This window comes from Stenotrophomonas sp. YJH_SMC_16, assembly GCF_059367875.1.
Genome location: NZ_JCAFRH010000005.1, coordinates 396,315 through 420,078 on the forward strand (window position 1 = coordinate 396,315; position 23,764 = coordinate 420,078).

20 protein-coding genes and 3 tRNA genes are annotated in these 23,764 nt (G+C 64.7%); all 23 read right to left on the minus strand.

The window, feature by feature from the left end; translation table 11 throughout:
* Positions 1–53: 53 nt before the first annotated feature.
* The 23 genes from infB to AC5P6E_RS14075 all read right to left on the minus strand — a co-directional run bounded on the left by infB (position 54) and on the right by AC5P6E_RS14075 (position 23,673).
* Entirely contained in the window at positions 54–2,699 is a 2,646-nt protein-coding gene (gene infB, locus AC5P6E_RS13965; RefSeq protein ID WP_010486450.1) for a translation initiation factor IF-2, read from the minus strand.
* Positions 2,700–2,791: 92 nt separating this feature from the next.
* Positions 2,792–4,303: a transcription termination factor NusA gene (nusA, locus tag AC5P6E_RS13970; protein ID WP_006458580.1), complete on the minus strand. Its 1,512-nt coding sequence runs from the start codon at positions 4,301–4,303 to the stop codon at positions 2,792–2,794.
* Positions 4,304–4,307: 4 nt separating this feature from the next.
* Positions 4,308–4,898 (minus strand): ribosome maturation factor RimP, encoded by a 591-nt coding sequence (gene rimP, locus AC5P6E_RS13975; RefSeq protein WP_197597918.1) that lies wholly within the window; start codon positions 4,896–4,898, stop codon positions 4,308–4,310.
* 401 nt (positions 4,899–5,299) lie between these two features.
* Positions 5,300–5,376, minus strand: a tRNA-Met gene (locus AC5P6E_RS13980).
* Between the two features lie 82 nt (positions 5,377–5,458).
* Positions 5,459–5,535, minus strand: a tRNA-Met gene (locus AC5P6E_RS13985).
* 127 nt (positions 5,536–5,662) lie between these two features.
* Positions 5,663–7,123, minus strand: coding sequence for an NADH-quinone oxidoreductase subunit NuoN (gene nuoN, locus AC5P6E_RS13990; protein ID WP_262102150.1), 1,461 nt, complete (start codon positions 7,121–7,123; stop codon positions 5,663–5,665).
* 15 nt (positions 7,124–7,138) lie between these two features.
* Complete coding sequence (locus tag AC5P6E_RS13995) at positions 7,139–8,647, minus strand: NADH-quinone oxidoreductase subunit M (protein ID WP_005410452.1); 1,509 nt, start codon at positions 8,645–8,647, stop codon at positions 7,139–7,141.
* 23 nt (positions 8,648–8,670) lie between these two features.
* A complete protein-coding gene (gene nuoL / locus AC5P6E_RS14000; RefSeq protein WP_191849726.1) occupies positions 8,671–10,830 on the minus strand; it encodes an NADH-quinone oxidoreductase subunit L in 2,160 nt (719 codons plus the stop codon).
* Between the two features lie 7 nt (positions 10,831–10,837).
* Positions 10,838–11,143 carry an NADH-quinone oxidoreductase subunit NuoK gene (gene nuoK / locus AC5P6E_RS14005; protein ID WP_006381125.1) on the minus strand — a complete coding sequence of 102 codons (306 nt, stop codon included), beginning with the start codon at positions 11,141–11,143 and terminating at the stop codon, positions 10,838–10,840.
* Positions 11,140–11,796, minus strand: coding sequence for an NADH-quinone oxidoreductase subunit J (locus AC5P6E_RS14010; protein WP_010486441.1), 657 nt, complete (start codon positions 11,794–11,796; stop codon positions 11,140–11,142). The genes nuoK and AC5P6E_RS14010 overlap by 4 nt, the downstream gene beginning before the upstream one ends.
* A gap of 9 nt (positions 11,797–11,805) precedes the next feature.
* Positions 11,806–12,294, minus strand: a complete 489-nt coding sequence (nuoI, locus tag AC5P6E_RS14015) for an NADH-quinone oxidoreductase subunit NuoI (protein WP_005417924.1) — start codon at positions 12,292–12,294, stop codon at positions 11,806–11,808.
* A 4-nt stretch (positions 12,295–12,298) separates the two neighbouring features.
* A complete protein-coding gene (gene nuoH / locus AC5P6E_RS14020; protein WP_006381129.1) occupies positions 12,299–13,393 on the minus strand; it encodes an NADH-quinone oxidoreductase subunit NuoH in 1,095 nt (364 codons plus the stop codon).
* Complete coding sequence (nuoG, locus tag AC5P6E_RS14025) at positions 13,390–15,624, minus strand: NADH-quinone oxidoreductase subunit NuoG (protein ID WP_019338576.1); 2,235 nt, start codon at positions 15,622–15,624, stop codon at positions 13,390–13,392. The genes nuoH and nuoG overlap by 4 nt, the downstream gene beginning before the upstream one ends.
* Positions 15,621–16,961: an NADH-quinone oxidoreductase subunit NuoF gene (gene nuoF, locus AC5P6E_RS14030; protein ID WP_005410459.1), complete on the minus strand. Its 1,341-nt coding sequence runs from the start codon at positions 16,959–16,961 to the stop codon at positions 15,621–15,623. Before nuoF ends, nuoG begins: the two co-directional genes overlap by 4 nt.
* A gap of 4 nt (positions 16,962–16,965) precedes the next feature.
* A complete protein-coding gene (nuoE, locus tag AC5P6E_RS14035; RefSeq protein WP_006381132.1) occupies positions 16,966–17,493 on the minus strand; it encodes an NADH-quinone oxidoreductase subunit NuoE in 528 nt (175 codons plus the stop codon).
* Between the two features lie 97 nt (positions 17,494–17,590).
* Positions 17,591–18,898 (minus strand): NADH-quinone oxidoreductase subunit D, encoded by a 1,308-nt coding sequence (locus tag AC5P6E_RS14040; protein ID WP_010486430.1) that lies wholly within the window; start codon positions 18,896–18,898, stop codon positions 17,591–17,593.
* Positions 18,895–19,644 carry an NADH-quinone oxidoreductase subunit C gene (locus tag AC5P6E_RS14045; RefSeq protein ID WP_010486428.1) on the minus strand — a complete coding sequence of 250 codons (750 nt, stop codon included), beginning with the start codon at positions 19,642–19,644 and terminating at the stop codon, positions 18,895–18,897. The genes AC5P6E_RS14040 and AC5P6E_RS14045 overlap by 4 nt, the downstream gene beginning before the upstream one ends.
* A gap of 33 nt (positions 19,645–19,677) precedes the next feature.
* Positions 19,678–20,232 (minus strand): NuoB/complex I 20 kDa subunit family protein, encoded by a 555-nt coding sequence (locus tag AC5P6E_RS14050; protein ID WP_005410463.1) that lies wholly within the window; start codon positions 20,230–20,232, stop codon positions 19,678–19,680.
* A complete protein-coding gene (locus AC5P6E_RS14055) occupies positions 20,223–20,579 on the minus strand; it encodes an NADH-quinone oxidoreductase subunit A (RefSeq protein WP_010486426.1) in 357 nt (118 codons plus the stop codon). The genes AC5P6E_RS14050 and AC5P6E_RS14055 overlap by 10 nt, the downstream gene beginning before the upstream one ends.
* Before the next feature lie 111 nt (positions 20,580–20,690).
* Positions 20,691–20,775 (minus strand) — tRNA-Leu (locus AC5P6E_RS14060).
* Between the two features lie 51 nt (positions 20,776–20,826).
* Entirely contained in the window at positions 20,827–21,264 is a 438-nt protein-coding gene (gene secG / locus AC5P6E_RS14065; RefSeq protein ID WP_010486424.1) for a preprotein translocase subunit SecG, read from the minus strand.
* Between the two features lie 31 nt (positions 21,265–21,295).
* The gene (gene tpiA, locus AC5P6E_RS14070) at positions 21,296–22,051 is read right to left on the minus strand and encodes a triose-phosphate isomerase (protein ID WP_010486422.1); all 756 of its coding nucleotides are present in this window, start codon (positions 22,049–22,051) and stop codon (positions 21,296–21,298) included.
* Between the two features lie 686 nt (positions 22,052–22,737).
* Positions 22,738–23,673, minus strand: coding sequence for an isopenicillin N synthase family dioxygenase (locus AC5P6E_RS14075; RefSeq protein WP_010483082.1), 936 nt, complete (start codon positions 23,671–23,673; stop codon positions 22,738–22,740).
* Between the last annotated feature and the right edge of the window lie 91 nt (positions 23,674–23,764).

Genomic DNA, 23,764 nt, shown 5'->3' on the forward strand with positions numbered 1-23,764 from the left:
GGCGCTACAGGTACATGGTAGGGCCCGACCGTTGGTCGGGCCACCTTGCAGCATTACAGGGTGCGCGGCACTTCGATACGCTCGAAGCACTCGATCTGGTCACCCGGCTTGACGTCGTTGTAGGCCTTCACCGCGATACCGCATTCGGTACCGTTGCGGACTTCCTCGACGTTTTCCTTGAAGCGGCGCAGCGATTCCAGTTCGCCTTCGAAGATCACCACGCTGTCGCGCAGCACGCGGATCGGCTTGTTGCGCTTGACCACGCCCTCGATGACCATCGAGCCGGCAACGGCGCCCAGCTTGGAGCTGCGGAACACGTCGCGGACCTCGGCGATACCGATGATCTCTTCGCGGATCTCCACGCCCAGCAGACCGGAGGCCACCTGCTTCACCTGATCGATCACGTCATAGATGATCGAGAAGTAACGCAAGTCGACGCCGTTGGATTCGATGATGCGACGGGCCGAAGCATCCGCACGCACGTTGAAGCCGATGACGGTGGCCTTCGAAGCAGCCGCCGAGTTGGCGTCCGATTCGGTGATGCCGCCCACGCCGGAGTGGATCACGTTGATGCGGATGTCGTCGTTGGACAGCGCGACCAGTGCCTGGCTCAAGGCCTGCACCGAACCCTGCACGTCGGCCTTGATGACCAGGTTGAGGACCTGCTGGCCCTCGCCCTTGCCCAGGGTCGCCATGATGTCTTCCATGCGGCTGCCAGCGGTGGCCACCAGGCGCGATTCACGGCGCTTGGTCTCACGCTGCTGGGCAACGTCCTTGGCCAGGCGCTCATCCTCGACGACCACGAAGTCGTCACCGGCTTCCGGCACGCCGGACAGGCCCAGGACCTGCACCGGGATGGACGGGCCGGCGAACTCCGGCTGCTTGCCGGTTTCGTCGAACAGCGCACGCACGCGGCCGTACTGGATGCCGCACACCAGGTAGTCGCCCTTCTTCAGGCGGCCCTGCTGCACCAGCACGGTCGCGACCGGGCCGCGGCCCTTGTCCAGCGACGATTCGATCACCACGCCCGAGGCGCGGCCTTCGTCGACGGCCTTCAGCTCCAGCAGTTCGGCCTGGATCGAGATGGCGTCCAGCAGGTCGTCGATGCCCAGGCCGGTCTTGGCCGAGATCTCCACCATCTGGGTATCACCACCGAAGTCTTCGGCCACGACCTGCTCGGACAGCAGTTCGTTCTTGACCCGCATCGGGTCGGCGTCGGACTTGTCGATCTTGTTGATCGCCACGATCAGCGGCACACCCGCCGAACGGGCGTGCTGGATCGCTTCCTTGGTCTGCGGCATGACGCCGTCATCGGCGGCCACGACCAGCACCACGATATCGGTCAGCTTGGCGCCGCGGGCACGCATCGAGGTGAAGGCAGCATGGCCCGGGGTATCCAGGAAGCTGATCACGCCCTTCGGCGTATCCACGTGGTAGGCACCGATGTGCTGGGTGATGCCGCCGGCTTCGCCGGTGGCGACCTTGGTACGGCGGATGTAATCCAGCAGCGAGGTCTTGCCGTGGTCGACGTGGCCCATGATGGTGACCACCGGCGGACGCTGGGTGGCTTCGCCCTGGTTTTCACCGGTCGAGGCCAGCAGTGCGTCTTCGGCATCGTTGTCATTGGCACGGATTGCCTTGTGACCGAGTTCTTCGGTCACCAGCGCGGCGGTGTCATGGTCGATGGACTGGGTGATGGTGGCCATCACGCCCATCTTGAACAGCGCCTTGACCACCTCACCGCCCTTCAGCGCGAGCTTCTGCGCCAGGTCGGCCACGGTGATCGTGTCGCCGATCGCCACTTCACGCACCACCGGCGCGGTCGGACGCTCGAAGGCGTGCGGACCGGCATTGTTGCCACCGCGCGACATGTCGCGACGGCCACCCGCCTGGTTGCGCCCGCCCGGACGACCACGGGTGTTGCTGTTGTTGCTGTTGCCACGACGCGCGCGGTCGGCAGCCGACAGGTGCATCTGGCCGGCGAAACGATCGCCCGGGCCACGCTCGTTGCGCGGCGCGCTGCGGTTGTTGCGGTCGTCGTTGCGCGGCGGCGGCGGCGCACTGCGCGGCGCAGCCGGAGCGGCGGCCGGCGTGCGTGGCGGCCGCGGCGCGGTTTCATCGATCGGAGCGCGCTTGGGCTTGGTGGCGGCCAGTGCCTCGGCAGCCTTGGCGGCAGCCGCAGCCTCTTCGGCAGCCTTCTTCTCGGCCTCTGCGCGTTCCTTGGCCGCAATCTCTTCCTCACGGGCGCGGACGATGGCTTCGTCGCGCAGACGATCCTTCTCGGCCAAGGCCTGCTGTTCGGCGAGGTTGCGGGCACGCGACTCTTCCAGCTTGCGCAGGATGTCGGCGCGCTCTTCGTCCGGCGTCATGGCGCGCGCACCATCCTTGACGTAGGTGCGCTTCTGGCGCACCTCGACATTCACGGTCGTCTTGCTGCGACCGGAATTGACCGTCACTTCCTGCTGCTTCCGGCGGTTGAGCGTGATCTTCTTTGCAGACTGATCGGTCTCTTCCGGGGCCTGCTCGGGCTTGCCGTGCGAACGACGAAGGAAGCCCAGGAGCTTAACCTTCTCGGAGCTGGTCACGACCTGGTCGGGACCGCTGAACTTCATGCCGGCACCGGCCAGCTGTTCCAGCAGTTTTTCGACCGGCGTGTTGACCAGTTCGGCAAGCTTGCGGATGGTGGTTTGCTGCGACATTCGGATCCTATGATCTTGTGGGCGCCCCCCCGCATCTGGAGGTGGCGCGGATTCTACGCCCTGAGCGGCTCAGGGCCCTGTTCATTGCCGGCTCATTCGCCGCGTTCCAGTCGGGCGATCTCTTCGGCACGGGCGGCCAGGATCAGCGCAGCGGCGCGCGCCTGATCCAGTCCTTCGATACCGAAGTCCATGACCTCGTCGGCGGCCAGGTCGGACAGGTCCTCGCTGGTACGCACGCCGTGGCCGGCCAGCGCATATGCGGTGGCTTCGTCCATGCCCTTCAGGGACAGCAGGTCCTGCGCCGGCTGGCCGTCTTCAAGGCCTTCTTCGACTGCCAGGGCCTCATTGAGCAGCGCATCGCGGGCACGAGCGCGCAGCTCTTCGACGATGTCTTCGTCGAAACCTTCCACGGCCAGCAGTTCGCCGACCGGGACATAAGCGATTTCCTCGACGGTACCGAAGCCTTCGCTGACCAGGATGCCGGCGATCTCTTCGTCAACTTCCAGCTTGTCCATGAACAGCTGGCGGGCCGACGCCTGCTCGGCTTCCGACTTGGCGGTGACCTGGTCCTGGGTCATCACGTTGAGCTGCCAGCCGGTCAGGCGGCTGGCCAGGCGCACGTTCTGCCCGCCCTTGCCGATCGCCTGGGCCAGGCGGTCTTCAGCGACAGCCAGGTCCATCGAGTGCTTGTCTTCATCAACGATGATCGACTGCACTTCGGCCGGCGCCATCGCGTTGATGACGAAGTTGGCCGGGTTGTCGTTCCACAGCACGATGTCCACGCGCTCGCCATTGAGCTCGTTGGACACGGCCTGCACGCGCGAACCGCGCATGCCGATGCAGGCACCGATCGGATCGGTGCGCTGGTCGTGGGCCAGCACGGCGATCTTGGCGCGGTCGCCCGGATCGCGGGCACAGGCCTTGATTTCCACCAGGCCCTGGCCGACTTCCGGCACTTCCAGCTTGAACAGCTCGATCATGAATTCCGGGGCGGCACGGCTGATGAACAGCTGCGGGCCACGCGGTTCCGAACGGACTTCGGCCAGGTAGCCGCGCACGCGGTCGCCGGCGCGCAGCACATCGCGCGGAATGCCCTTGTCCTTCGGGATGAAGCCTTCGGCGTTGCCACCGAGGTCGACGTAGATGTTGCCGCGCTCGGCGCGCTTGACCACACCGGTGATCAGCTCACCCACGCGATCCTTCCATGCATCCACGACCTGCTGGCGCTCGGCTTCGCGCACGCGCTGGACGATGACCTGCTTGGCGGCCTGGGCAGCGATGCGGCCGAAATCCGGGTTCTCGATCTGCTCTTCGATGTAGTCGCCGACGTCCACGCCTTCGGCTTCATCGACCGCGTCCATCAGGCGGATCTGGCGATCCGGCGATTCCATGACCACGTCATCGGCCACCACTTCCCAGCGGCGGTAGGTTTCGTAGCTGCCATCCTTGTGGTCGATGACCACGCGGGTCAGCACTTCCTCGTCGGGATAGCGCTTCTTCGCTGCCGAGGCCAGGGCGGCCTCGATGGCATCGAAGATCACTTCACGCGGCACGCCCTTCTCGTTGGCGACTGCGTCGACTACCAGCAACAGTTCCTTGCTCATTGGCTCACTCCGCGCGCGGCTTCTTTGCCGCCGGCTCGTTGGAAGAAGAATTCGTGTTCGGCTTCGGACGCTTCGGTGCCGGACCGGTCGGCTTGCTCGGGGCCAGCCCCAGCGCCACCCAGTCGGGCATGATCCGTGCCTTGTCGATGTTGTCGGCCGACACCACCACTTCGGTCTTGTCGACGATGAAGGTGATGGTGCCAGCGGCCTCGTCGGTCGCCTCGATACGGCCCTGCAGGCGACGACGGTTGTCCTGCGGCAGCTTCAGCGTGACCTTGGCCGATTCACCCTGGTGGCGGGCGAACTGCTCCAGGTTGAACAGCGGGCGATCCACGCCCGGCGAGGACACTTCCAGCGTGTAATTGCCGCTGATCGGGTCTTCGACGTCCAGCTGCGCCGACACTTCGCGGCTGACCCGCTCGCAGTCGTCGACATTGATGATGCGCCCGGGCTGTTCAGCCAGCGGCACGTCGATGTAAAGGCGCAGGGTCGCACCGCCGGGGGCCGGCAGATACTCAACGCCCAGCAGCTCCAGGCCCAGCGACACAACGGTCGGGGCGAGCAGATTCGCGATGTCGGTTGCCTTGTCGCTCACAGCCTGCCTTGATCTCTTGGTTGGGTGCCGGCCTTGGCCGGCGTGAAAACATGACGCCCCGGAAACGACAAAGGGCCCGCTGGGCCCCTTTTCCGGAAAGACTCCGGTGACTGGATTCCGGTTGCAACCCGCATTGCCTGCCGGTTGCGGCCCTCCTTCCGGGTCTGGACTCCCGCTGGGGAGGCCACCTTCAGGGGTATTGCTAGGTCGCTGATGATAGCGGCTGCACCGCGCTGGTGCAAGGTGCGGGGCTACCCCGAAGCGTCCGCTGCGCTCGCCGGGCATGGCCCGGCGCTACCCGTACGCCGCACGGTGGTAGCGCCGGGCCATGCCCGGCGGATCGAGCACCGCCCCAAAGAAAAACGCCTTCGAAGCAGGACTTCGAAGGCGATCTCTTTACTTGGTAGCGGGGGCAGGATTTGAACCTGCGACCTTCGGGTTATGAGCCCGACGAGCTGCCAGACTGCTCCACCCCGCATCAGAAGCGGAATTATGAGCGATAACTTCAAAACATGCAAGCTTTCCCTCATTCATCAGACCGGTTGGCGCCGGTTCGATGTTGGTAGCGGGGGCAGGATTTGAACCTGCGACCTTCGGGTTATGAGCCCGACGAGCTGCCAGACTGCTCCACCCCGCACCGGAAGTGTTTGAACTGCTGCCCTGCTCTTTCGAGGAGGGCTACCGCAACGATGTTCTGGCTGAACCGCTGCAGTGACAACTCAGGCTGCGCATATTACACGAATCGCGCAGCTTTGTGTCAACTTTTATGCAAGATGCGCAAATGCCTGCTGGCACCAGACCATGATCGGGTTCCAGGCCAGGCCCAGCGCCAGCAGTGCCAGCGCGTTCACGCCCAGCACCAGGCCCAGGACGCGGTCGTTGCTGCGCGGCATGGCCTCGCCCACCGGCTCATCGAAGTACATGACCTTGATGACGCGCAGGTAGTAGAAGCAGCCGACCACGGCACACAGCACGCCGAGGATGGCCAGCCACAGCAGGCCACCGTTGACGGCCGCGCCCAGCACCGCCAGCTTGGTCCAGAAGCCCAGGAACGGCGGGATGCCGGCCAGCGACGCCATGATGCACAGCACCAGGACGGCCATCCACGGGTTGCGGGCGTTCAGGCCCTTGAAGTCCTCGATGTTCTCGGCTTCAAAGCCGGCACGCGACAGCGCGATGATCGCACCGAAGGCGGCGGTGGACATGATGGCGTAGGCCAGTGCATAGAACAGCGCGGCGGCATAGCCCTGCGAACCGCCACCGGCAATACCCATCAGCAGGAAGCCGATGTGCGAGACGGTGGAGAACGCCAGCATGCGCTTGAGGTTGCTCTGCGCGATGGCCATCAGGTTGCCGATCACCAGCGAGACGGCGGCCAGGCCAGCAATCAGCAGCTGCAGTTCGGTCGACAGCGGGCCCACGCCCATTTCCAGCAGGCGGTAGGCCATGCCGAATGCGGCCAGCTTCGGTGCCGAGCTGATGAACAGCGCGATCGGCGCCGGGGCACCCTGGTAAACGTCCGGCAGCCACATGTGGAACGGCGCGGCACCCAGCTTGAAGGCGACGCCGGCGATCATGAACACCGCACCGGTGATCAGCAGCACGCGCTCTTCCGAGTGCGGGATGGCATCGCGGATGACGTCCAGGTGCAGGCTGCCGGTGGCGCCGTAGATCAGCGACATGCCGTACAGAAGCAGGCCGGAGGCCAGCGAGCCGAGCACGATGTACTTCATCGCCGCTTCCGAGGCCAGGCCGTTCTCGCGGTTGCTGGCGACCAGGGCGTAGGAGCACAGCGCCAGCAGTTCCAGGCCCAGGTAGACCATCAGCAGGCTGCCGGCCGAGACCAGGATCATCATGCCGGCGGTGCCGAACAGGATCAGCACCGGGATCTCGCCCTGGAACAGGTTGCGGTCACGCAGGTAGCGCCAGCCGTAGATCAGGGTCAGGCCGCTGAGCAGCACGATCCCGGTCTTCATCACGTCCGCGGCGGTATCGCGCACGAACATGCCATGGAAGACCTCCCCCTGCCCGCCCACGCCGGTGGCCAGCATGAACAGCACCACGGCCAGCGCAGCGAGCGAGAACAGGTGGGTGACGATCTTGTTCCGGTTGCTGACGAACAGGTCGAGGATCATCAGGGCGAAGGCGCTGCCGATCAGCACCAGCTCGGGAGCGAGCGGTGGCAGGTCAGCGGCGGTCAATGGCAGCAGCGGCGAGGTGGTCATCATCAAATCCTGGAATTACAGCAGCTTGCTGGATGCGATCTGCATCGCCAGCTTCGCGATCGAGGGCTCCATCAGGTCGGTCAGCGGCTTGGGGTAGATGCCCAGCGCCAGCACGCCGATGGCGAACACGCCCAGCACCAGCCATTCGCGGCCGTTGATGTCCTTCAGTTCGGCCACGTGGCTGTTGGCCACCTCGCCGAAGAAGATGCGCTTGTACAGCCACAGGGTGTAGGCGGCACCGATGATCAGGGTGGTGGCCGCGCCCAGTGCGATCCACGGATTACGCTGGAAAGCCGACAGGATGACCATGAACTCACCGACAAAACCGCTGGTGCCCGGCAGGCCGGCATTGGCCATGAAGAACAGCATGGCGAAGGTGGCGAACCACGGCATCACGTTGACCACGCCGCCGTAATCGGCGATGCGGCGGCTGTGCATGCGGTCGTACAGCACGCCGACGCAGGAGAACATCGCACCGGACACGAAGCCGTGCGAGATCATCTGCACCATGGCGCCCTGCAGGCCCAGGCGGGCGGCATCGGCGTTGCCGGCCTCACGCACCAGCCACAGGGCGATGAAGGTGCCCAGGGTGACGAAGCCCATGTGCGCGATCGACGAATAGGCGATCAGCTTCTTCATGTCGTCCTGCACCAGAGCGACCAGGCCGACGTAGATCACCGCGATCAGCGACAGCGCGATCACCAGCCAGGCCCATTCCTGCGACGCGTCCGGGACGATCGGCAGGTTGAAGCGCAGGAAGCCGTAGCCACCGATCTTCAGCGCGATGGCGGCGAGGATCACCGAACCGGCGGTCGGCGCTTCCACGTGCGCGTCCGGCAGCCAGGTGTGCACCGGGAACATCGGCACCTTGACCGCGAAGGCGATCAGGAAGGCGAAGAAGATCCAGGTCTGTTCCTTGGCCGACAGCGGCAGCGCGTACAGGTCGGCCAGCTGGAAGCTGCCGCCCTTCATGTACAGGTAGATCAGTGCCACCAGCATCAGCACCGAGCCGAGGAAGGTGTACAGGAAGAACTTCAGTGCTGCGTAGATGCGGCGCGGGCCGCCCCAGACGCCGATGATCAGGAACATCGGGATCAGCATCGCCTCGAAGAACACGTAGAACAGCATCGCGTCCGTCGCGGCAAAGATGCCGACGGTGACGCCTTCCAGGATCAGGAAGGCCGCCACGTACTGGTTCACGCGCTTGTCGATGGCGCTCCAGGCGCCGATCAGGGCAAGCACGCTGACCAGGGTGGTCAGCAGGATCAGCGCCACGGCAATGCCGTCCACGCCCAGGTTGTAGCCGATCTTGTACGCCGGGATCCAGGCATGGGTCTCGACGAACTGCAGGCCGTCGATGCCCGCGTTGTAGCCGCTCAGCAGCGAGAGGCTTGCAACGAAGGTGAGCACCGCGACACCCAGCGACGCCCAGCGGGCGGTCTGCGCATCACGGATCGCAAGGATCAGGGCGCCACCGATGATCGGCAGCCAGATGAGGACACTGAGTAGAGGCCAGTTCGACACGTCTTCTTATTCCGTACAGGTCATCAACGCAGGTAATGCATCAGCACGCCCAGCAGGGCAATCAGGCCGATGATCATCGCGAAGGCGTAGTGATAGAGGAAACCGGATTGGGTACGACGCAGCACGCCGGCTGCAACGTCCACAACACGTGCCGAGAGATTGACCACGCCGTCGACGATGTTGCTGTCGATCCAGCGCGAGACCTTGCCCAGCTTGACGCTGCCGCCGGCAAAGCCATCGATCCACAGCTTGTCGAAGCCGTACTTGTTTTCCAGCACCGAAACGATCGGGGCGAAGGTCTTGCGCGCCTTGCCCGACAGGTCCGGCTTCCAGAGGTAGAACAGCGCGGCCAGCAGGAAGCCCGCGAGGGTCAGCCAGAACGGCGGCAGCATCATGCCGTGCAGCGCGAACGCGACCGGACCATGGAACTCTTCACCCAGGAACGCGACGGTGTTCTTGGCCGGATCGTAGAAGTCGACGATGCCGGTGAAGAACGTCTGCGCCTGGCCCTTGATCGCCTCGTGCGCATGGTGGCCGGCCCAGTCGGTGCCATGCAGCATCGGGCCGATGCTGAAGAAACCGATGGCGATCGACGGGATGGCCAGCAGGATCAGCGGCAGGGTCACCACCCACGGGGTTTCGTGCGGCTCATGCGGACCGTGGCCATGGCCGTGGTCGTCATGGGCATCGCCATGGTGGGCGTCGGCGGCGTGGTGATCGTCATGGCCATGGCCATGATCGTCGTGCGCGTCGCGGAAGCGTTCCTTGCCATGGAAGGTCATGAACAGCAGGCGGAAGCTGTAGAAGCTGGTCACCAGCACGCCACCCAGCACTGCCCAGTAACCATAGGTGGCCACCCAGCTGTTCTGCATGTGGGCGTGGATCTCGGCCGCCTCGATGATGGTGTCCTTCGAATAGAAGCCGGAGAAGAACGGCGTACCGACCAGGGCCAGCGTACCGATCCACATGGTGACGAAGGTGATCGGCATGTACTTGCGCAGGCCGCCCATCTTGCGCATGTCCTGCTCGTGGTGCATCGCGATGATGACCGAGCCGGCACCCAGGAACAGCAGCGCCTTGAAGAAGGCGTGGGTCATCAGGTGGAACACGGCCGCCGAATAGGCCGACACGCCCAGGGCGACGGTCATGTAGCCCAGCTGCGACAGCGTGGAGTACGCGACGACGCGCTTGATGTCGTTCTGCACGATGCCGATCAGGCCGGTGAAGAACGCGGTGGTGGCACCGATGAACAGCACGAAGTTCAGCGCGGTCTGCGACAGCTCGAACAGCGGCGACATGCGGGTGACCATGAAGATACCGGCGGTCACCATCGTCGCGGCGTGGATCAGTGCCGAGATCGGGGTCGGGCCTTCCATCGAGTCCGGCAGCCACACGTGCAGCGGGACCTGGGCCGACTTGCCCATGGCGCCGATGAACAGGCAGATGCAGATGACGGTGGCGATCGACCAGATCACCGGCTCGTTCAGCAGCTGCATGCCCAGGATCGTGCCGTCCCAGATCTGCAGCTGGGCGCGCGGGTCAGCCAGCATGCCGGCCTGCGAGAACACCTGCGAGTAGTCCAGGGTGCCGAACACCCACAGCACGCCGGCGATGCCCAGCAGGAAGCCGAAGTCACCGACGCGGTTGACCAGGAACGCCTTCATGTTGGCGAAGATCGCGGTCGGGCGCTTGAACCAGAAGCCGATCAGCAGGTACGACACCAGGCCAACCGCTTCCCAGCCGAAGAACAGCTGCAGGAAGTTGTTGCTCATCACCAGGGTGAGCATCGAGAAGGTGAACAGCGAGATGTAGCTGAAGAACCGCTGGTAGCCCGGATCGTCCTGCATGTAGCCGATCGTGTAGATGTGGACCAGCAGCGACACGAAGGTCACCACCACCATCATCATCGCGGTCAGCTTGTCGACCATGAAGCCGACGTGGGCCGAGTACTGGCCGACTTCAAAGAACGTGTAGATGTTCTGGTTGAACGGCTGCGCACCGCCCCAGAGCAGCTGGTAGAGCGTGTACATCGACAGGCCGCAGGCAACCGCAACGCCGAGGATGGTGATGGTCTGCGCGCCGAAGCGCTTGACCTGGCGACCGAACAGGCCGGCGATGATGCTGCCGAACAGCGGTGCAAGCACCACTGCGATCAACAGACTCTTGGAGAGAGTGATTTCCATCTGTGGATCAGCCCTTCAACGAATCGACTTCGCCGACATTGATCGTGCGGCGAGTACGGAACAGGGTCACCAGGATCGCCAGGCCGATGGCGGCTTCCGCGGCGGCGACGGTCAGGATGAAGAACACGAACAGCTGGCCGGACGGATCGCCCAGCTGACGCGAGAACGCGACGAAATTGACGTTCACCGACAGCAGCATCAGCTCGATCGACATCAGCAGGACGATGACGTTCTTCCGGTTGAGGAAGATGCCGGCCAGGCTGATGGCGAACAGCACCGCGCCCAGCGCAAGCATGTGGCCAAGGGTAATCACGGCTGGGTCTCCTCGCCGGTGGCCGGCTTGCTGTTGCTGTGCACGACCGGCGCTTCGGCCCCCATCTTGACCATGCGCAGGCGCTGGCCGGCCTTGACCATGGTCTGCTCGCCCGGGTTCTGGCTCTTCACGCCGGTACGGCGACGCAGGGTCAGCATCACGGCGGCAACCACGGCCACGGTCAGGATGACCGCAGCGAACTCGAACGGCAGCAGGTATTCGGTGAACAGCGTGCGCGCCAGCCAGGTGACGTTGGAGCTGTCGGCAGCGACCGCGGCGGCGTTGTCGGCGGGGAACGGGGTAACCGCCCTGCCCTTCACGCCGATCAGGATCAGCATCTGGACCAGCATGGCCACGGCAACGATCAGGCCGACCGGCAGGTAGCGGACCCAGCCCTCACGCATCTTGGTGGGATCGATGTCCAGCATCATCACCACGAACAGGAACAGCACCATCACCGCGCCGACATACACCAGCACCAGTGCCACACCGAGGAACTCGGCGCCGACCAGCAGCCAGACGCAGGCGATGGAGAAGAAGGTCAGCACCAGGCAGAGCACGGCGTGAACCGGGTTGCGCACGCTGATCACCGCACCGGCCGAAACCGTTGCCGCGATGGCGAACACCCAGAAAGCGATATTTACCCAATCCATCTCTCGACCTCAGCGGTAAGCGGCATCGGCGGCGCGACGCTCGGCGATCTCGGACTCGAGACGGTCGCCCAGGGCCAGCAGCTGCGGCTTGGTAACGATGTTTTCGCCACGATTCTCGAAGTGGTACTCGAGGATGTGGGTTTCGACGATCGAGTCCACCGGGCAGCTTTCTTCACAGAAGCCGCAGAAGATGCACTTGAACAGATCGATGTCATAGCGCGTGGTACGGCGGGTGCCGTCTTCGCGCTTGGCCGAGTCGATGGTGATGGCCAGTGCCGGGCACACCGCTTCGCACAGCTTGCAGGCGATGCAGCGCTCTTCACCGTTGGGGTAACGGCGCAGGGCGTGCAGGCCACGGAAGCGCGGCGACTGCGGGAACTTCTCCATCGGGTACATCATCGTGTACTTGGGCTTGAAGCTGTACTTCAAGGTCAGCCAGAGACCGGCCAGCAGTTCGAGCAGCAGCAGGCTCTTGAAGTAATGGGTAATCCTGTTCATCACTTTAGACGCCCTTTTGAATCACGCCGAAGAACACCATGACGGCGGTAACCGCGATCCACAGAATGGCCAGCGGGATGAAGACCTTCCAGCCCAGGCGCATGATCTGGTCGTAGCGGAAGCGCGGGAAGCTGGCACGGAACCAGATGTAGGCACTGGCGAAGAAGAACACCTTGACGAACAGCCACGGTGCACCGCCCTTCCAGATCCAGTCGACCAGCGGCGAGACATCGCCGAAGTTGACCCAGCCCTGGATCGGGCTCAGCCAGCCGCCGAGGAAGAAGATCGAGATCAGGAAGCTGATCAGGATCATGTTCGCGTATTCGGCCAGGAAGAACAGGGCGAAGGCACCGCCGGAGTACTCGACCATGTGGCCGGCGACGATTTCCGACTCGCCTTCCACCACGTCGAACGGCGCGCGGTTGGTTTCAGCCACGCCCGACACCCAGTAGATGACGAACAGCGGGAACAGCGGCAGCAGGAACCAGTCGAAGAAACCGGAATTGCCGGCCTGCGCCATCACGATGTTGCTCAGGTTCAGGCTGCCCGACGCGATCATCACGCCGACCAGGGCGAAGCCCATGGCGATTTCGTAGCTGATCATCTGTGCCGAGGCGCGCATCGCACCCAGGAACGCATACTTCGAGTTGGATGCCCAACCGGCCAGGATGATGCCGTAGATGCCCAGCGAGGTCATCGCCAGCAGATACAGCAGGCCGGCGTTGGCGTTGGACAGCACGATCTGCGAATCGAAGGGCACCACCGACCAGGCCGCGAAGGCTGGCGCCAGGGTGATCAGCGGTGCCAGCAGGTAGATCGCCTTGTTGGCACTGCTCGGCTGGACCACTTCCTTGAACAGCAGCTTGAAGACGTCGGCGAAGGCCTGGAAGATGCCCATGCCCACGTACATCGGGCCGTGGCGGACGTGCATCCAGCCGATCAGCTTGCGTTCCCAGACCACATAGAAGGCCACCGAGATGATCACCGGAACGGTGATCACCAGGATCTTCAGGATGATCCAGATCAGCGCGCCGATGTCACCGAGGCCAAGCAGCCACTGGTGCAGCGGGTCGACCGCGTTCAACAGCAATTCGTTCATGCAGCCACCACCGATACGCGAGCGGCACCCAGCGGCGCGGTCGCGCCGTGGCCCGATTCAATCCAGACCGAACCCGCAGCGACGCGGGCGTCGACCACCACCGGCAGGGTGGCCTTGCCGGCATCGGTGCCGACCTTGGCCATCTGCCCTTCCTGCAGCTGCAGGCGAGCGGCATCTTCAGCGTTCAGCACGATGCGCGGGGCGTTGTTGAGCGGATGCGACTGCAGCGCCGGGGCGCGACGGACCACCGCATCGGTGCGGTAGATCGCGGCGGTCGAAGCCACTTCCAGGCCTTCGCCGGCGACCACAGGCTGCGCCGAAGCGGCAACGGCGACCGAAACCGGGGCCAGGCTGGCACGCAGGCCGGCCAGGTCGGTGAAGTCGAAACCGGCCACGGCCAGCTCGCCGCCCAGGGCGCGCAGCACGCGCCAACCCTCACGGGCCTCGCCCGGCAGCTTGCCGCCGGCACGGGCCAACTGCTCGCGACCATCGAGGTTGGTCAGGGTGGCGTCGATTTCCGGCAGCGCACCGATCGGCAGGATCACGTCGGCGACGTCGCGGGTCGAGGCACAGGCGAACTGACTGAAGGCCACCACCTGGGCACCCACCAGCGCCTTGCGCGCGGCGGGTGCGTCGGCGAAGTCTAGGCCCGGCTCCAGGCCGTACACCACGTAGGCCTGGCGCGGCTGCGCCAGCATGGCGGCCACGTCCTTGCCGGCCGGCAGCACGCCGGCGCGGGTCAGGCCCACGGCATTGGCGCCCTGCGGGATGCGGCACAGCTTGGCACCGGTGGCGGCAGCGAAATCACGCGCAGCGGCGCGGATCGCGGCAGCCTGCGGGTGGTTCTCGGCGATGCCACCGACGATCAGTACGGTGTTGTTGCCGCCCTGCACTGCCGAGCGCAGCTCTGCGTTGGCCAGCGCGTCGACGAACTTCGACGGCGCAACGATCTGCTTGCCGGCGATGCTGAAGGCGAAGTCGAAGTCCACCGGGTTGACGACGTGGATCTTCGCGCCGTTGGTGGTCTGCGCCTTGCGCAGGCGGGCGTGCAGCAGCGGCAGTTCGTGGCGGATGTTGCTGCCCAGAACGACGATGCGGTCGGCGCCTTCGATTTCGGCCAGCGGCAGGCCGAACACTTCGGCGGTGGCGGCGTCGGAGAAATCGCGGTTGTTGATGCGGTGGTCGATGTTGCTCGAGCCCAGGCCCTTGGCCAGGCGGGCCAGCAGCGCACCTTCCTCGTTCGAGGTGGACGGATGCACCAGCACGCCCAGGTTGTCGCCCTGGTTCGTCTTGAGAATCTCGGCGGCCGCGGCCAGGCCTTCGGCCCAGCTCACTTCCTTCCACTCGCCATTGACCTTGCGCAGCGGCTTGACCGCACGGTCTTCGCTGTACAGGCCCTGGTGCGAGTAGCGGTCACGGTCGGACAGCCAGCACTCGTTCACCGCTTCGTTGTCGCGCGGCACGGTGCGCAGCACTTCGCCGCGACGTACGTGCAGGAACAGGTTCGAACCCATCGCGTCGTGGTAGCCCAGCGATTCGCGCGCGGTCAGTTCCCACGGGCGGGCGCGGAACTGGAACACCTTGTTGGTCAGCGCACCGACCGGGCAGACGTCGACGACGTTGCCCGACAACTCGGTGGTCAGCGGCTTGCCGTCGAAGGTACCGATCTGCAGGTTCTCACCGCGGTACATGCCACCCAGTTCGTAGGTACCGGCAACGTCGGCGGTGAAGCGGACGCAGCGGGTGCACTGGATGCAGCGGGTCATCTCGGTGGCGACCAGCGGGCCCATGTCCTCGTCCGGCACCACGCGCTTGCGCTCGTTGAAGCGGCTGACCGAACGGCCATAGCCCAGCGACACGTCCTGCAGCTCGCACTCGCCGCCCTGATCGCAGATCGGGCAGTCCAGCGGGTGGTTGATGAGCAGGAACTCCATCACCGAGCGCTGGAACTTCAGTGCCTTTTCGCTGCGGGTGGCGACCTTCATGCCGTCCATCACCGGGGTAGCGCAGGCCGGCGCCGGCTTCGGCGACTTCTCCACGTCCACCAGGCACATGCGGCAGTTGGCGGCAATCGGCAGCTTCTCGTGGTAGCAGAAGCGCGGAATCGAAATGCCGGCCTTGTCGGCCGCCTGGATGATCATCGAACCCTTGGGCACGACCAGGGACTTGCCATCGATTTCGATGGTCACGTGATCCGGTGGCACGTTCGGGTTTACGGGTTGCGCGCTCATGCGGCGGCTGCCTCCACCTTCTTGCCGTCAACCATCGAATGACCGTTGACGATGTAGTACTCGAATTCGTCCCAGAACTGGCGCAGGAAGCCCTGGATGGGCCATGCAGCCGCTTCACCGAACGCACAGATGGTGTGGCCTTCGATCTGGCCGGCCACCGCCTTCAGCTGGTGCAGGTCTTCCATCGTGGCCTTGCCGGCGACGATGCGCTCCAGCACGCGGTGCATCCAGCCGGTACCTTCACGGCACGGGGTGCACTGGCCGCAGGATTCCTTGTGGAAGAACTGGCTGATGCGGCAGGCGAACTTGACGCAGCACACGCTGTCGTCGAGCACCACGATCGCACCCGAACCCAGGCCGGAGCCCAGCGCACGGATGGTGTCGTAGTCCATCGGCAGGTCCTTCAGCTCGGCCGCGGTCAGCACCGGCATCGACACACCGCCCGGGATCGCGCCCTTCAGCGTGCGGCCCGGACGCAGACCACCGGCCATTTCCAGCAGATCGTGGAATTTGGTGCCCAGCGGCACTTCGAAGTTGCCACCGTTCTGCACGCAGCCGGACACCGAGAAGCACTTCGGGCCGCCGTTGGCGGTCAGGCTCAGGCCCTTGAACCACTCCGGGCCGTTGCGGATGATCGCCGGCACCGAACCATAGGTTTCGGTGTTGTTGATCGTCGACGGCTTGCCGTACAGGCCAAAATTGGCCGGGAACGGCGGCTTGTAACGCGGCTGGCCCTTCTTGCCTTCCAGCGATTCCATCAGCGCGGTTTCTTCACCGCAGATGTACGCGCCGGCGCCCAGCGCGCCGTAGATGTCGATGTCCACGCCCGAGCCCATCACGTTCTTGCCCAGCCAGCCGTTCGCATAGGCGTCAGCCAGAGCCTGCTCGAAGTGCTCGAACGGCTCGTGGTGGAACTCACCGCGCAGGTAGTTGTAGCCGACGGTCGAACCGGTGGCGTAGCAGGCGATCGCCATGCCTTCCACCACCGAATGCGGGTTGTAGCGCAGGATGTCGCGATCCTTGCAGGTGCCCGGCTCGGATTCATCCGAGTTGCAGAGGATGTACTTCTGCATGTTGCCCTTGGGCATGAAGGACCACTTCAGGCCGGTCGGGAAGCCCGCGCCACCGCGGCCACGCAGGCCCGAGGCCTTGACCATCTCGATGACCTGCTCCGGCGGGATCTTCTCTTCGAGGATCTTGCGCAGGGCGGCGTAGCCACCGGTCTTCAGGTAGCTTTCGTACGACCACGGGGTGTCGTAATGCAGGGTGGTGTAGACCACCTGGTGCGGCAGCGGCGCGGGGCCGACCGGACCCTTGGATTCGTGGTGATGTGCCATGCCCTTACTCCAGCCCGTCCAGCAGCTCGTCGACCTTTTCCAGGGTCAGACGCTCATGGTAGTGACCGTTGATGACCATCATCGGCGCGCCACCGCAACCGGCCAGGCACTCTTCCTCGCGCTTGAGGTAGACGCGGCCGTCCGGGGTCGATTCACCGTGTTTGATGCCCAGCTTCTTCTCGCAATGGCGGACGATGTCCTCGGCGCCATTGAGCCAGCAGCTGATGTTGGTGCAGATGGCCACGTTGTTGCGGCCCACCTTCTCGGTCTCGAACATCGAGTAGAAGCTGGCGACCTCGTAGGCCCACACCGGCGGCAGATCAAGGTACTTGGCCACGCCGGCGATCAGCTCGTCGGTCAGCCAGCCCTCGTTCTGTTCCTGGGCCGCATGCAGGCCCTGCAGCACGGCAGAGCGCTTGCGGTCCGGCGGGAACTTGGACAGCCAGTGATCGATGTGAGCGCGGGTCTTGTCGCTCAGCACCACCATCGGGTCGACGTCGCGCGCCGCCTCGAAATTACCTGTCGCCTTCATCGGCCGACCTCAGCGAAATGCATAACGTGAAATTCCAGAAACTGCGGCGCCGGCTTGCGCCGGCTGCCTGCAGCGGGCGTTGGCGTGGCGGACGGCATTACCGGTCAACCTCGCCGAACACCAGGTCGTAGGTACCGATCATCGCCACCACGTCGGCCAGCATGTGGCCGCGCACGACCGAATCGATCGAGGACAGGTGGGCGAAGCCCGGTGCGCGCAGGTGCACGCGGAACGGCTTGTTGGCGCCATCGGAGACCAGGTAGCAGCCGAACTCGCCCTTGGGCGCTTCCACTGCCGCATAGGTCTCGCCGGCCGGCACGCAATAGCCTTCACTGAACAGTTTGAAGTGATGGATCAGCGCTTCCATGTCGTCCTTCATGTCCTCGCGCTTGGGCGGAGCGACCTTGAAGTTCTTCACCATCACCGGGCCCGGGTTGGCCTTCAGCCACGCCACGCACTGCTTGATGATGCGGTTGGATTCGCGCATTTCGGCAACGCGGACCAGGTAACGGTCGTAGCAGTCGCCTTCCTTGCCCAGCGGGATGTCGAAATCGACGGCATCGTACTTGGCGTACGGACGCTTCTTGCGCAGGTCCCAGGCGATGCCCGAGCCGCGCAGCATCACGCCGGTCATGCCCCACTGGTGGGCCAGTTCCGGAGTGACCACGCCGATACCGACGGTACGCTGCTTCCAGATGCGGTTGTCGGTCAGCAGGGTTTCGTATTCGTCGATGCGCTTGGGGAACTCGACGGTGAAGTTCTCCAGGAAGTCCAGCAGCGAGCCTTCGCGCGAAGCATTGAGCTGCTTCAGCGCCTTGCCCTTGTGCCAGCGCGATTCCTTGTACTTCGGCATGTGGTCCGGCAGGTCGCGGTAGACACCGCCCGGACGGTAGTACGCCGCGTGCATGCGCGCGCCGGAGACCGCTTCATAGCAGTCCATCAGCTCTTCGCGCTCGCGGAAGGCGTACAGCATCACCGCCATCGCACCCAGGTCGAGCGCGTTGGAGCCCAGCCACATCAGGTGGTTGAGGATGCGGGTGATTTCGTCGTACATGGTGCGGATGTACTGCGCACGCTCCGGCGCCTCGATGCCCATCAGGGTCTCGATCGCGCGCACGTAGGCGTGCTCGTTGCACATCATCGACACGTAATCCAGGCGATCCATGTAGCCGATCGACTGGTTGAACGGCTTGGACTCGGCCAGCTTTTCGGTACCACGGTGCAGCAGGCCCACGTGCGGGTCGGCGCGCATGATGGTTTCGCCGTCCATTTCCAGGATCAGGCGCAGCACACCGTGCGCGGCCGGATGCTGCGGGCCGAAGTTCATGGTGTAGTTGCGGATTTCCTGCCGGCTTTCGGCGGCGTTGCTGGCGAATGCTTCGCCGGCCTGGTGTACGTGGCTCACTTCACTGCCTCCTGCGCGCGCTCACCTTCTGCGGTCTGCAGACGGGCGTCGTCGCGGATCACGCGCGGCACGCCGACGCGCGGCTCCACCGAGGTGACCGGTTCGTAGATCACGCGCTTCTTTTCTTCGTCGTAGCGGACTTCGACATTGCCGATCAACGGGAAGTCCTTGCGGAACGGATGGCCGACGAAACCGTAGTCGGTCAGGATCCGGCGCAGGTCCGGGTGGCCTTCGAAGATCACGCCGTACAGGTCGAACGCTTCGCGCTCGAACCAGTTCAGGCCCGGCCAGATGCTGGTCAGCGAGGACACCACCGGCAGCGCTTCGTCAGGGGCGAAGCACCGCAGGTGCATCATCAGGTTGTGCTGGTACGAGCGCAGCTGGGCGACCACGGCGAAGCGCTGGGTCGGCATGTGCTGCGGGCGGGCACCGTCGGCGCCGTTTTCCTCGGTGGGGAACTCGCCCCACGCGAAGCGGCCCTGGGCCTTGCCTTCGACGCCGCGACTGAAGCCCTGAGAAGACACGTCGGCGGTGTCCCATTCGTCGGAGCCATAACCAAGGTAGTCGACGCCGCAGAGATCCACGGCCTGTTCGAAACCAAACTCGTCACGCAGCGCCAGGGCGGTGGCGTGCCACTCGGCGGCAGGCACTTCCAGCGTCACTTCGCCGCGGGGTTCGACCACGATGACTTTCGCACCAGCGAAACGTGCGGACAGTCGGTCGATGAAGGATGCTTGCTCTGCCATGGGGGCTTGGCGCGCTCTTGTCAGGTGAAGGGGTCAGCGGGCGATGGTCTGTGTACGCCAGATCTTCTTCTGCAGCTGCAGGATCCCGTACACCAGCGCCTCGGCGGTCGGCGGGCAGCCCGGGACGTAGACGTCCACCGGCACCACGCGATCACAGCCGCGCACCACAGAATAGGAGTAGTGGTAATAGCCGCCACCGTTGGCGCAGCTACCCATCGAGATGACCCACTTCGGGTCCGGCATCTGGTCGTAGACCTTGCGCAGCGCCGGGGCCATCTTGTTGACCAGGGTACCGGCCACGATCATCACGTCGGACTGACGCGGCGACGGGCGGAACACCACGCCGTAGCGGTCAAGGTCCAGGCGAGCGGCGCCGGCGTGCATCATCTCGACCGCGCAGCAGGCCAGACCGAAGGTCATCGGCCACATCGAGCCGGTGCGCGCCCAGTTCAGCAGTGCATCGACGCTGGTGGTGACGAAGCCCTTTTCCAGCAGCGGGTTGTCGCCTTCCGGCCGCAGGATGTCATCAACCCGGCCTTCCGGCGTGGGGTTGTTCATGAGGCCATCGAGAGTCTGAATCACTCCCATTCCAGCGCTCCCTTCTTCCAGACGTAAATGAAACCGAGGAACAGCATGCCGACGAACAGGCCCATGGTGATGAGCGAACGGGCACCCAGCTCCATGAAGACCTGGGTCCACGGCACGATGAAGATGATTTCCAGGTCGAAGACGATGAACTGGATCGCGATCAGGTAGTAGCGCACGTCGAACTTCATGCGCGCGTCTTCGAAGGCCTCGAAGCCGCACTCGTACGGCGACAGCTTTTCCAGATCGGGGCGGCGGGGACCGAGGAATCGACCAACCAGCATCAGCGTAACGCCGATACCGGTGGCAACGATCAGAAACAGCAGAGACGGCAAATATTCGGCCAGCACAGCGATTCTCTCTTGCCTCTGCCGCCGCGCCTGCAGGCGCTTTGGCATGGGGGAGTGGACGGGAATCTGCCTGGCGCCTTGCGCGCCAGACGAACCCGCTTTACTTACAAATGGTGCCCAAGAGGGGACTCGAACCCCTACGACTTGCGTCGCTACCACCTCAAGGTAGTGCGTCTACCAATTCCGCCACCTGGGCAAACGATCACATCAGACTATCTTCCCGATGCGCCGCGTATTGTAACCGGCTTCAGTCTTTCTGGGAGCCTTCCGAAGGCTTTTCTTCACCAGAAACCGAAGATTCCGCCTGAGCCGGCACATTCGCGGCCGGAACCGGGGCGGCCGGGACCGCATCGGCCTTCGGAACGGCCGGCAGCTCGCCCGCCGGAGCCGCCGGAGCGACGGCCGCCGGAGCGGACATCAGGCCCAGATCCTGGTCGGCCGCCGGGCGGCTGCCATGACCGGCATACCAGGCCATGAAGAGGCTGATGCCGAAGAACACGACAGCCAGCCACTTGGTCGATTTGGACAGGAAGTTCGAGGCGCCACGCGCACCGAACACCGTACCCGAGGCACCGGCACCAAAGCCCGAACCCGCCGCCGCACCCGAACCACGCTGCATCAGGATCAGCGCGATCATGGCCACAGCGACCAGCACGTAGACGACATTGAGGATCAACATCAGCATTGGAAACCGCCCTCGGACAAAACTTCTAGGATTAGTTCGCGGCCGCCGCCCTTGCGATGGCCAGGAAGTCCGCGGCCACCAGGGAGGCGCCGCCGACCAGCCCACCATCGACATCCGGCTGCGCGAACAGTTCCCCGGCATTGTCGGGCTTCACGCTACCGCCGTAAACAATGGGCAGTGAATCAGCGATTCTAGCATCGATGCGCGCGACTTCGCCACGGATGAACGCGTGCACCTGCTGCGCCTGCTCCTTGGTGGCGGTACGGCCGGTACCGATGGCCCAGACCGGCTCGTAGGCGACCACGGCCTTGGCGAAACCGGCCGCGCCGACCAGCTCCAGCACCGGCGCCAGCTGGCTGGCGATGACCGCTTCAGTCTGCCCGGCCTCGCGCTGCTCCAGGGTCTCGCCCACGCACAGCACCGGCACCAGGCCGGCGTGCTGGGCGGCGGCGAACTTGCGTGCGACCAGCTCGCTGCTTTCATGGTGGTACTGGCGACGCTCGGAATGGCCGACCAGGCCATAGCGGGCCCCGACCTCGACCAGCATGGCCGCGCAGACTTCGCCGGTGTAGGCGCCCTTCTCGTTGCTGCTCACGTCCTGTGCGCCAAAGGCCAGGCCGGCCTCGCCGAAGTCCTCGACCAGCTCCCCCAGGTAGGGCAGCGGCGGCAGGATCACCACGTCCACCCCCTCCAGCGGCAGCCCAGCGGCCACCTGCCCCAGCAGTTCATTGGCGAATTGACGGCTGCCATGCAGCTTCCAGTTTCCGGCGACGATCTTGCGGCGCATGAGCGGGTGGCTCCTGTGTGAAGTCAGCCGGTCATGATACCCGTTGCGGCAAAAATCCGTTTCCTTGTAAGCGGTTACATGGATTTTCAGCCAACGGCGCAGCCGCTCGTGGCGGGGGTTGGGTTGGTCGCGGAGAGCCCGGCTAGATCTGGGGCTTGGCCGGGCGGGTGGGGATGGCGGGGGGCGCCGTAAACCCGTCCGTGGGGGCTTGGCCGCGGCATCCATGCCGCGGACACCCCCGTCATCCCCACCCGCCCGGCCTCTGACACATTCCGGCGGTTCCGCCCGCCACGGAAGGAAAAAAGAAGAGCAAGAGCAAAGGCAAAAGCTGCATTCCGGGTGGCTGCCGGCTGGACCAACCCCCTTACCCACTTCGATCTGACAGATCTCCTCCACGCATGGCGTGGATCTACCGTGTCGACCAAGGTCGACACCTACCCACCGTCACCGGGAGACTGTCGAAGGCGGGGCGGTGTGGGTTGGCAGGACCGTTGGCGCCATGGATGGCGCCATCGAGCCCCCAGGGACGGGTTCACGGCGTGTCCTGCCAACCCACACCGCCCCGCCCAACACGCAGAAACCCAGAGCCGATTTGGCTTTGGGCCTTGGCTTTGGCTTCGGCCTCTACGGGTGCAGGGTGCAACCCTGCAAAGAAGAAGGCCGCCTTTCGGCGGCCTCACTTCTCTTTACTTCAGCTTGATCTCGCGCAGGCGTTCCTCGAGGAAGCCGTGGGCGGTGATCGCCTCCGGGTACCGGCTCGGGTTCTCCGGGGTGATGCAGGACGGCAGCACGTCGATCAGGAAGTCCGGGTTCGGGTGCAGGAAGAACGGCACCGAGTAGCGCGGCTGGCGCGCCAGCTCACCCGGAGGATTGACCACACGGTGGATCGTCGACGGATACACGTGGTTGGTCAGGCGCTGCAGCATGTCGCCGATGTTGACCACGATCGTGTCCGCGTCTGACGTAAACGGCACCCACTCACCCTCATGCGACTGCACTTCCAGGCCCGCGGCGCTGGCACCGACCAGCAGGGTGATGAAGTTGATGTCGCCATGGGCACCGGCACGCACGTTCGGGATGTCGTCGGTGGTGATCGGCGGGTAATGGATCGGGCGCAGGATCGAATTGCCGAAGTTGGTCTTGTCGGCGAAGAAGTCTTCCGGCAGGCCGATGTGCAGGGCCAGCGCCGACAGCACGCGCGAACCCAGATTATCCAGCGCCTGGTACAGCCCGTAACCGCGCTCACGGAAGCCCTCGACCTCGGTCGGCCACAGGTTCGGCGCCATCACGTCACGATACTTGGAGTCGTCGGCGATCTCGCGACCGATGTGCCAGAACTCCTTCAGGTCGAAGTGCTTGGAGCCCTTGGCGGTCTCCACGCCGAAGGGGGTATAGCCGCGGGCGCCGCCGCTGCCGGCCACGTGGTACTTGCGCTTGACCTCCTCCGGCAGGGCAAAGAAGGCCTTGAAGGCATCGTAGGCAGCGTCGATGTCGGCCTGCGGGATGCCGTGGTTGCGGATGCCCGCGAATCCCCATTGGCGGTAGGCCGCGCCCAGCTCGGCCACGAAGGCCTCGCGGTCGCTGTCAAAACGGGTGATGTCGAGGGTGGGGATCTGGCTCACAGCGGTTCCTGGCTTGTCGTTGGGTCTGGGAGGGCCAGCGCATTCATGGCCCACCTGAACATTGTGACAGATCGCCCCGGGGACGCCACTC

Bases quoted from the DNA above. Each gene is read 5' to 3' on its own strand.
- secG (WP_010486424.1), bottom strand. From the start codon at position 21,264: ATGCTGATGTTGATCCTCAATGTCGTCTACGTGCTGGTCGCTGTGGCC.
- AC5P6E_RS14050 (WP_005410463.1), bottom strand. From the start codon at position 20,232: ATGGGAGTGATTCAGACTCTCGATGGCCTCATGAACAACCCCACGCCG.
- nuoE (WP_006381132.1), bottom strand. From the start codon at position 17,493: ATGAAGGCGACAGGTAATTTCGAGGCGGCGCGCGACGTCGACCCGATG.
- AC5P6E_RS14010 (WP_010486441.1), bottom strand. From the start codon at position 11,796: ATGGATTGGGTAAATATCGCTTTCTGGGTGTTCGCCATCGCGGCAACG.
- nuoH (WP_006381129.1), bottom strand. From the start codon at position 13,393: ATGAACGAATTGCTGTTGAACGCGGTCGACCCGCTGCACCAGTGGCTG.
- nuoL (WP_191849726.1), bottom strand. From the start codon at position 10,830: ATGGAAATCACTCTCTCCAAGAGTCTGTTGATCGCAGTGGTGCTTGCA.
- infB (WP_010486450.1), bottom strand. From the start codon at position 2,699: ATGTCGCAGCAAACCACCATCCGCAAGCTTGCCGAACTGGTCAACACG.
- nuoN (WP_262102150.1), bottom strand. From the start codon at position 7,123: ATGACCACCTCGCCGCTGCTGCCATTGACCGCCGCTGACCTGCCACCG.
- AC5P6E_RS14045 (WP_010486428.1), bottom strand. From the start codon at position 19,644: ATGGCAGAGCAAGCATCCTTCATCGACCGACTGTCCGCACGTTTCGCT.
- nuoF (WP_005410459.1), bottom strand. From the start codon at position 16,961: ATGGCACATCACCACGAATCCAAGGGTCCGGTCGGCCCCGCGCCGCTG.
- tpiA (WP_010486422.1), bottom strand. From the start codon at position 22,051: ATGCGCCGCAAGATCGTCGCCGGAAACTGGAAGCTGCATGGCAGCCGT.
- nuoI (WP_005417924.1), bottom strand. From the start codon at position 12,294: ATGAACAGGATTACCCATTACTTCAAGAGCCTGCTGCTGCTCGAACTG.
- nusA (WP_006458580.1), bottom strand. From the start codon at position 4,303: ATGAGCAAGGAACTGTTGCTGGTAGTCGACGCAGTCGCCAACGAGAAG.
- nuoG (WP_019338576.1), bottom strand. From the start codon at position 15,624: ATGAGCGCGCAACCCGTAAACCCGAACGTGCCACCGGATCACGTGACC.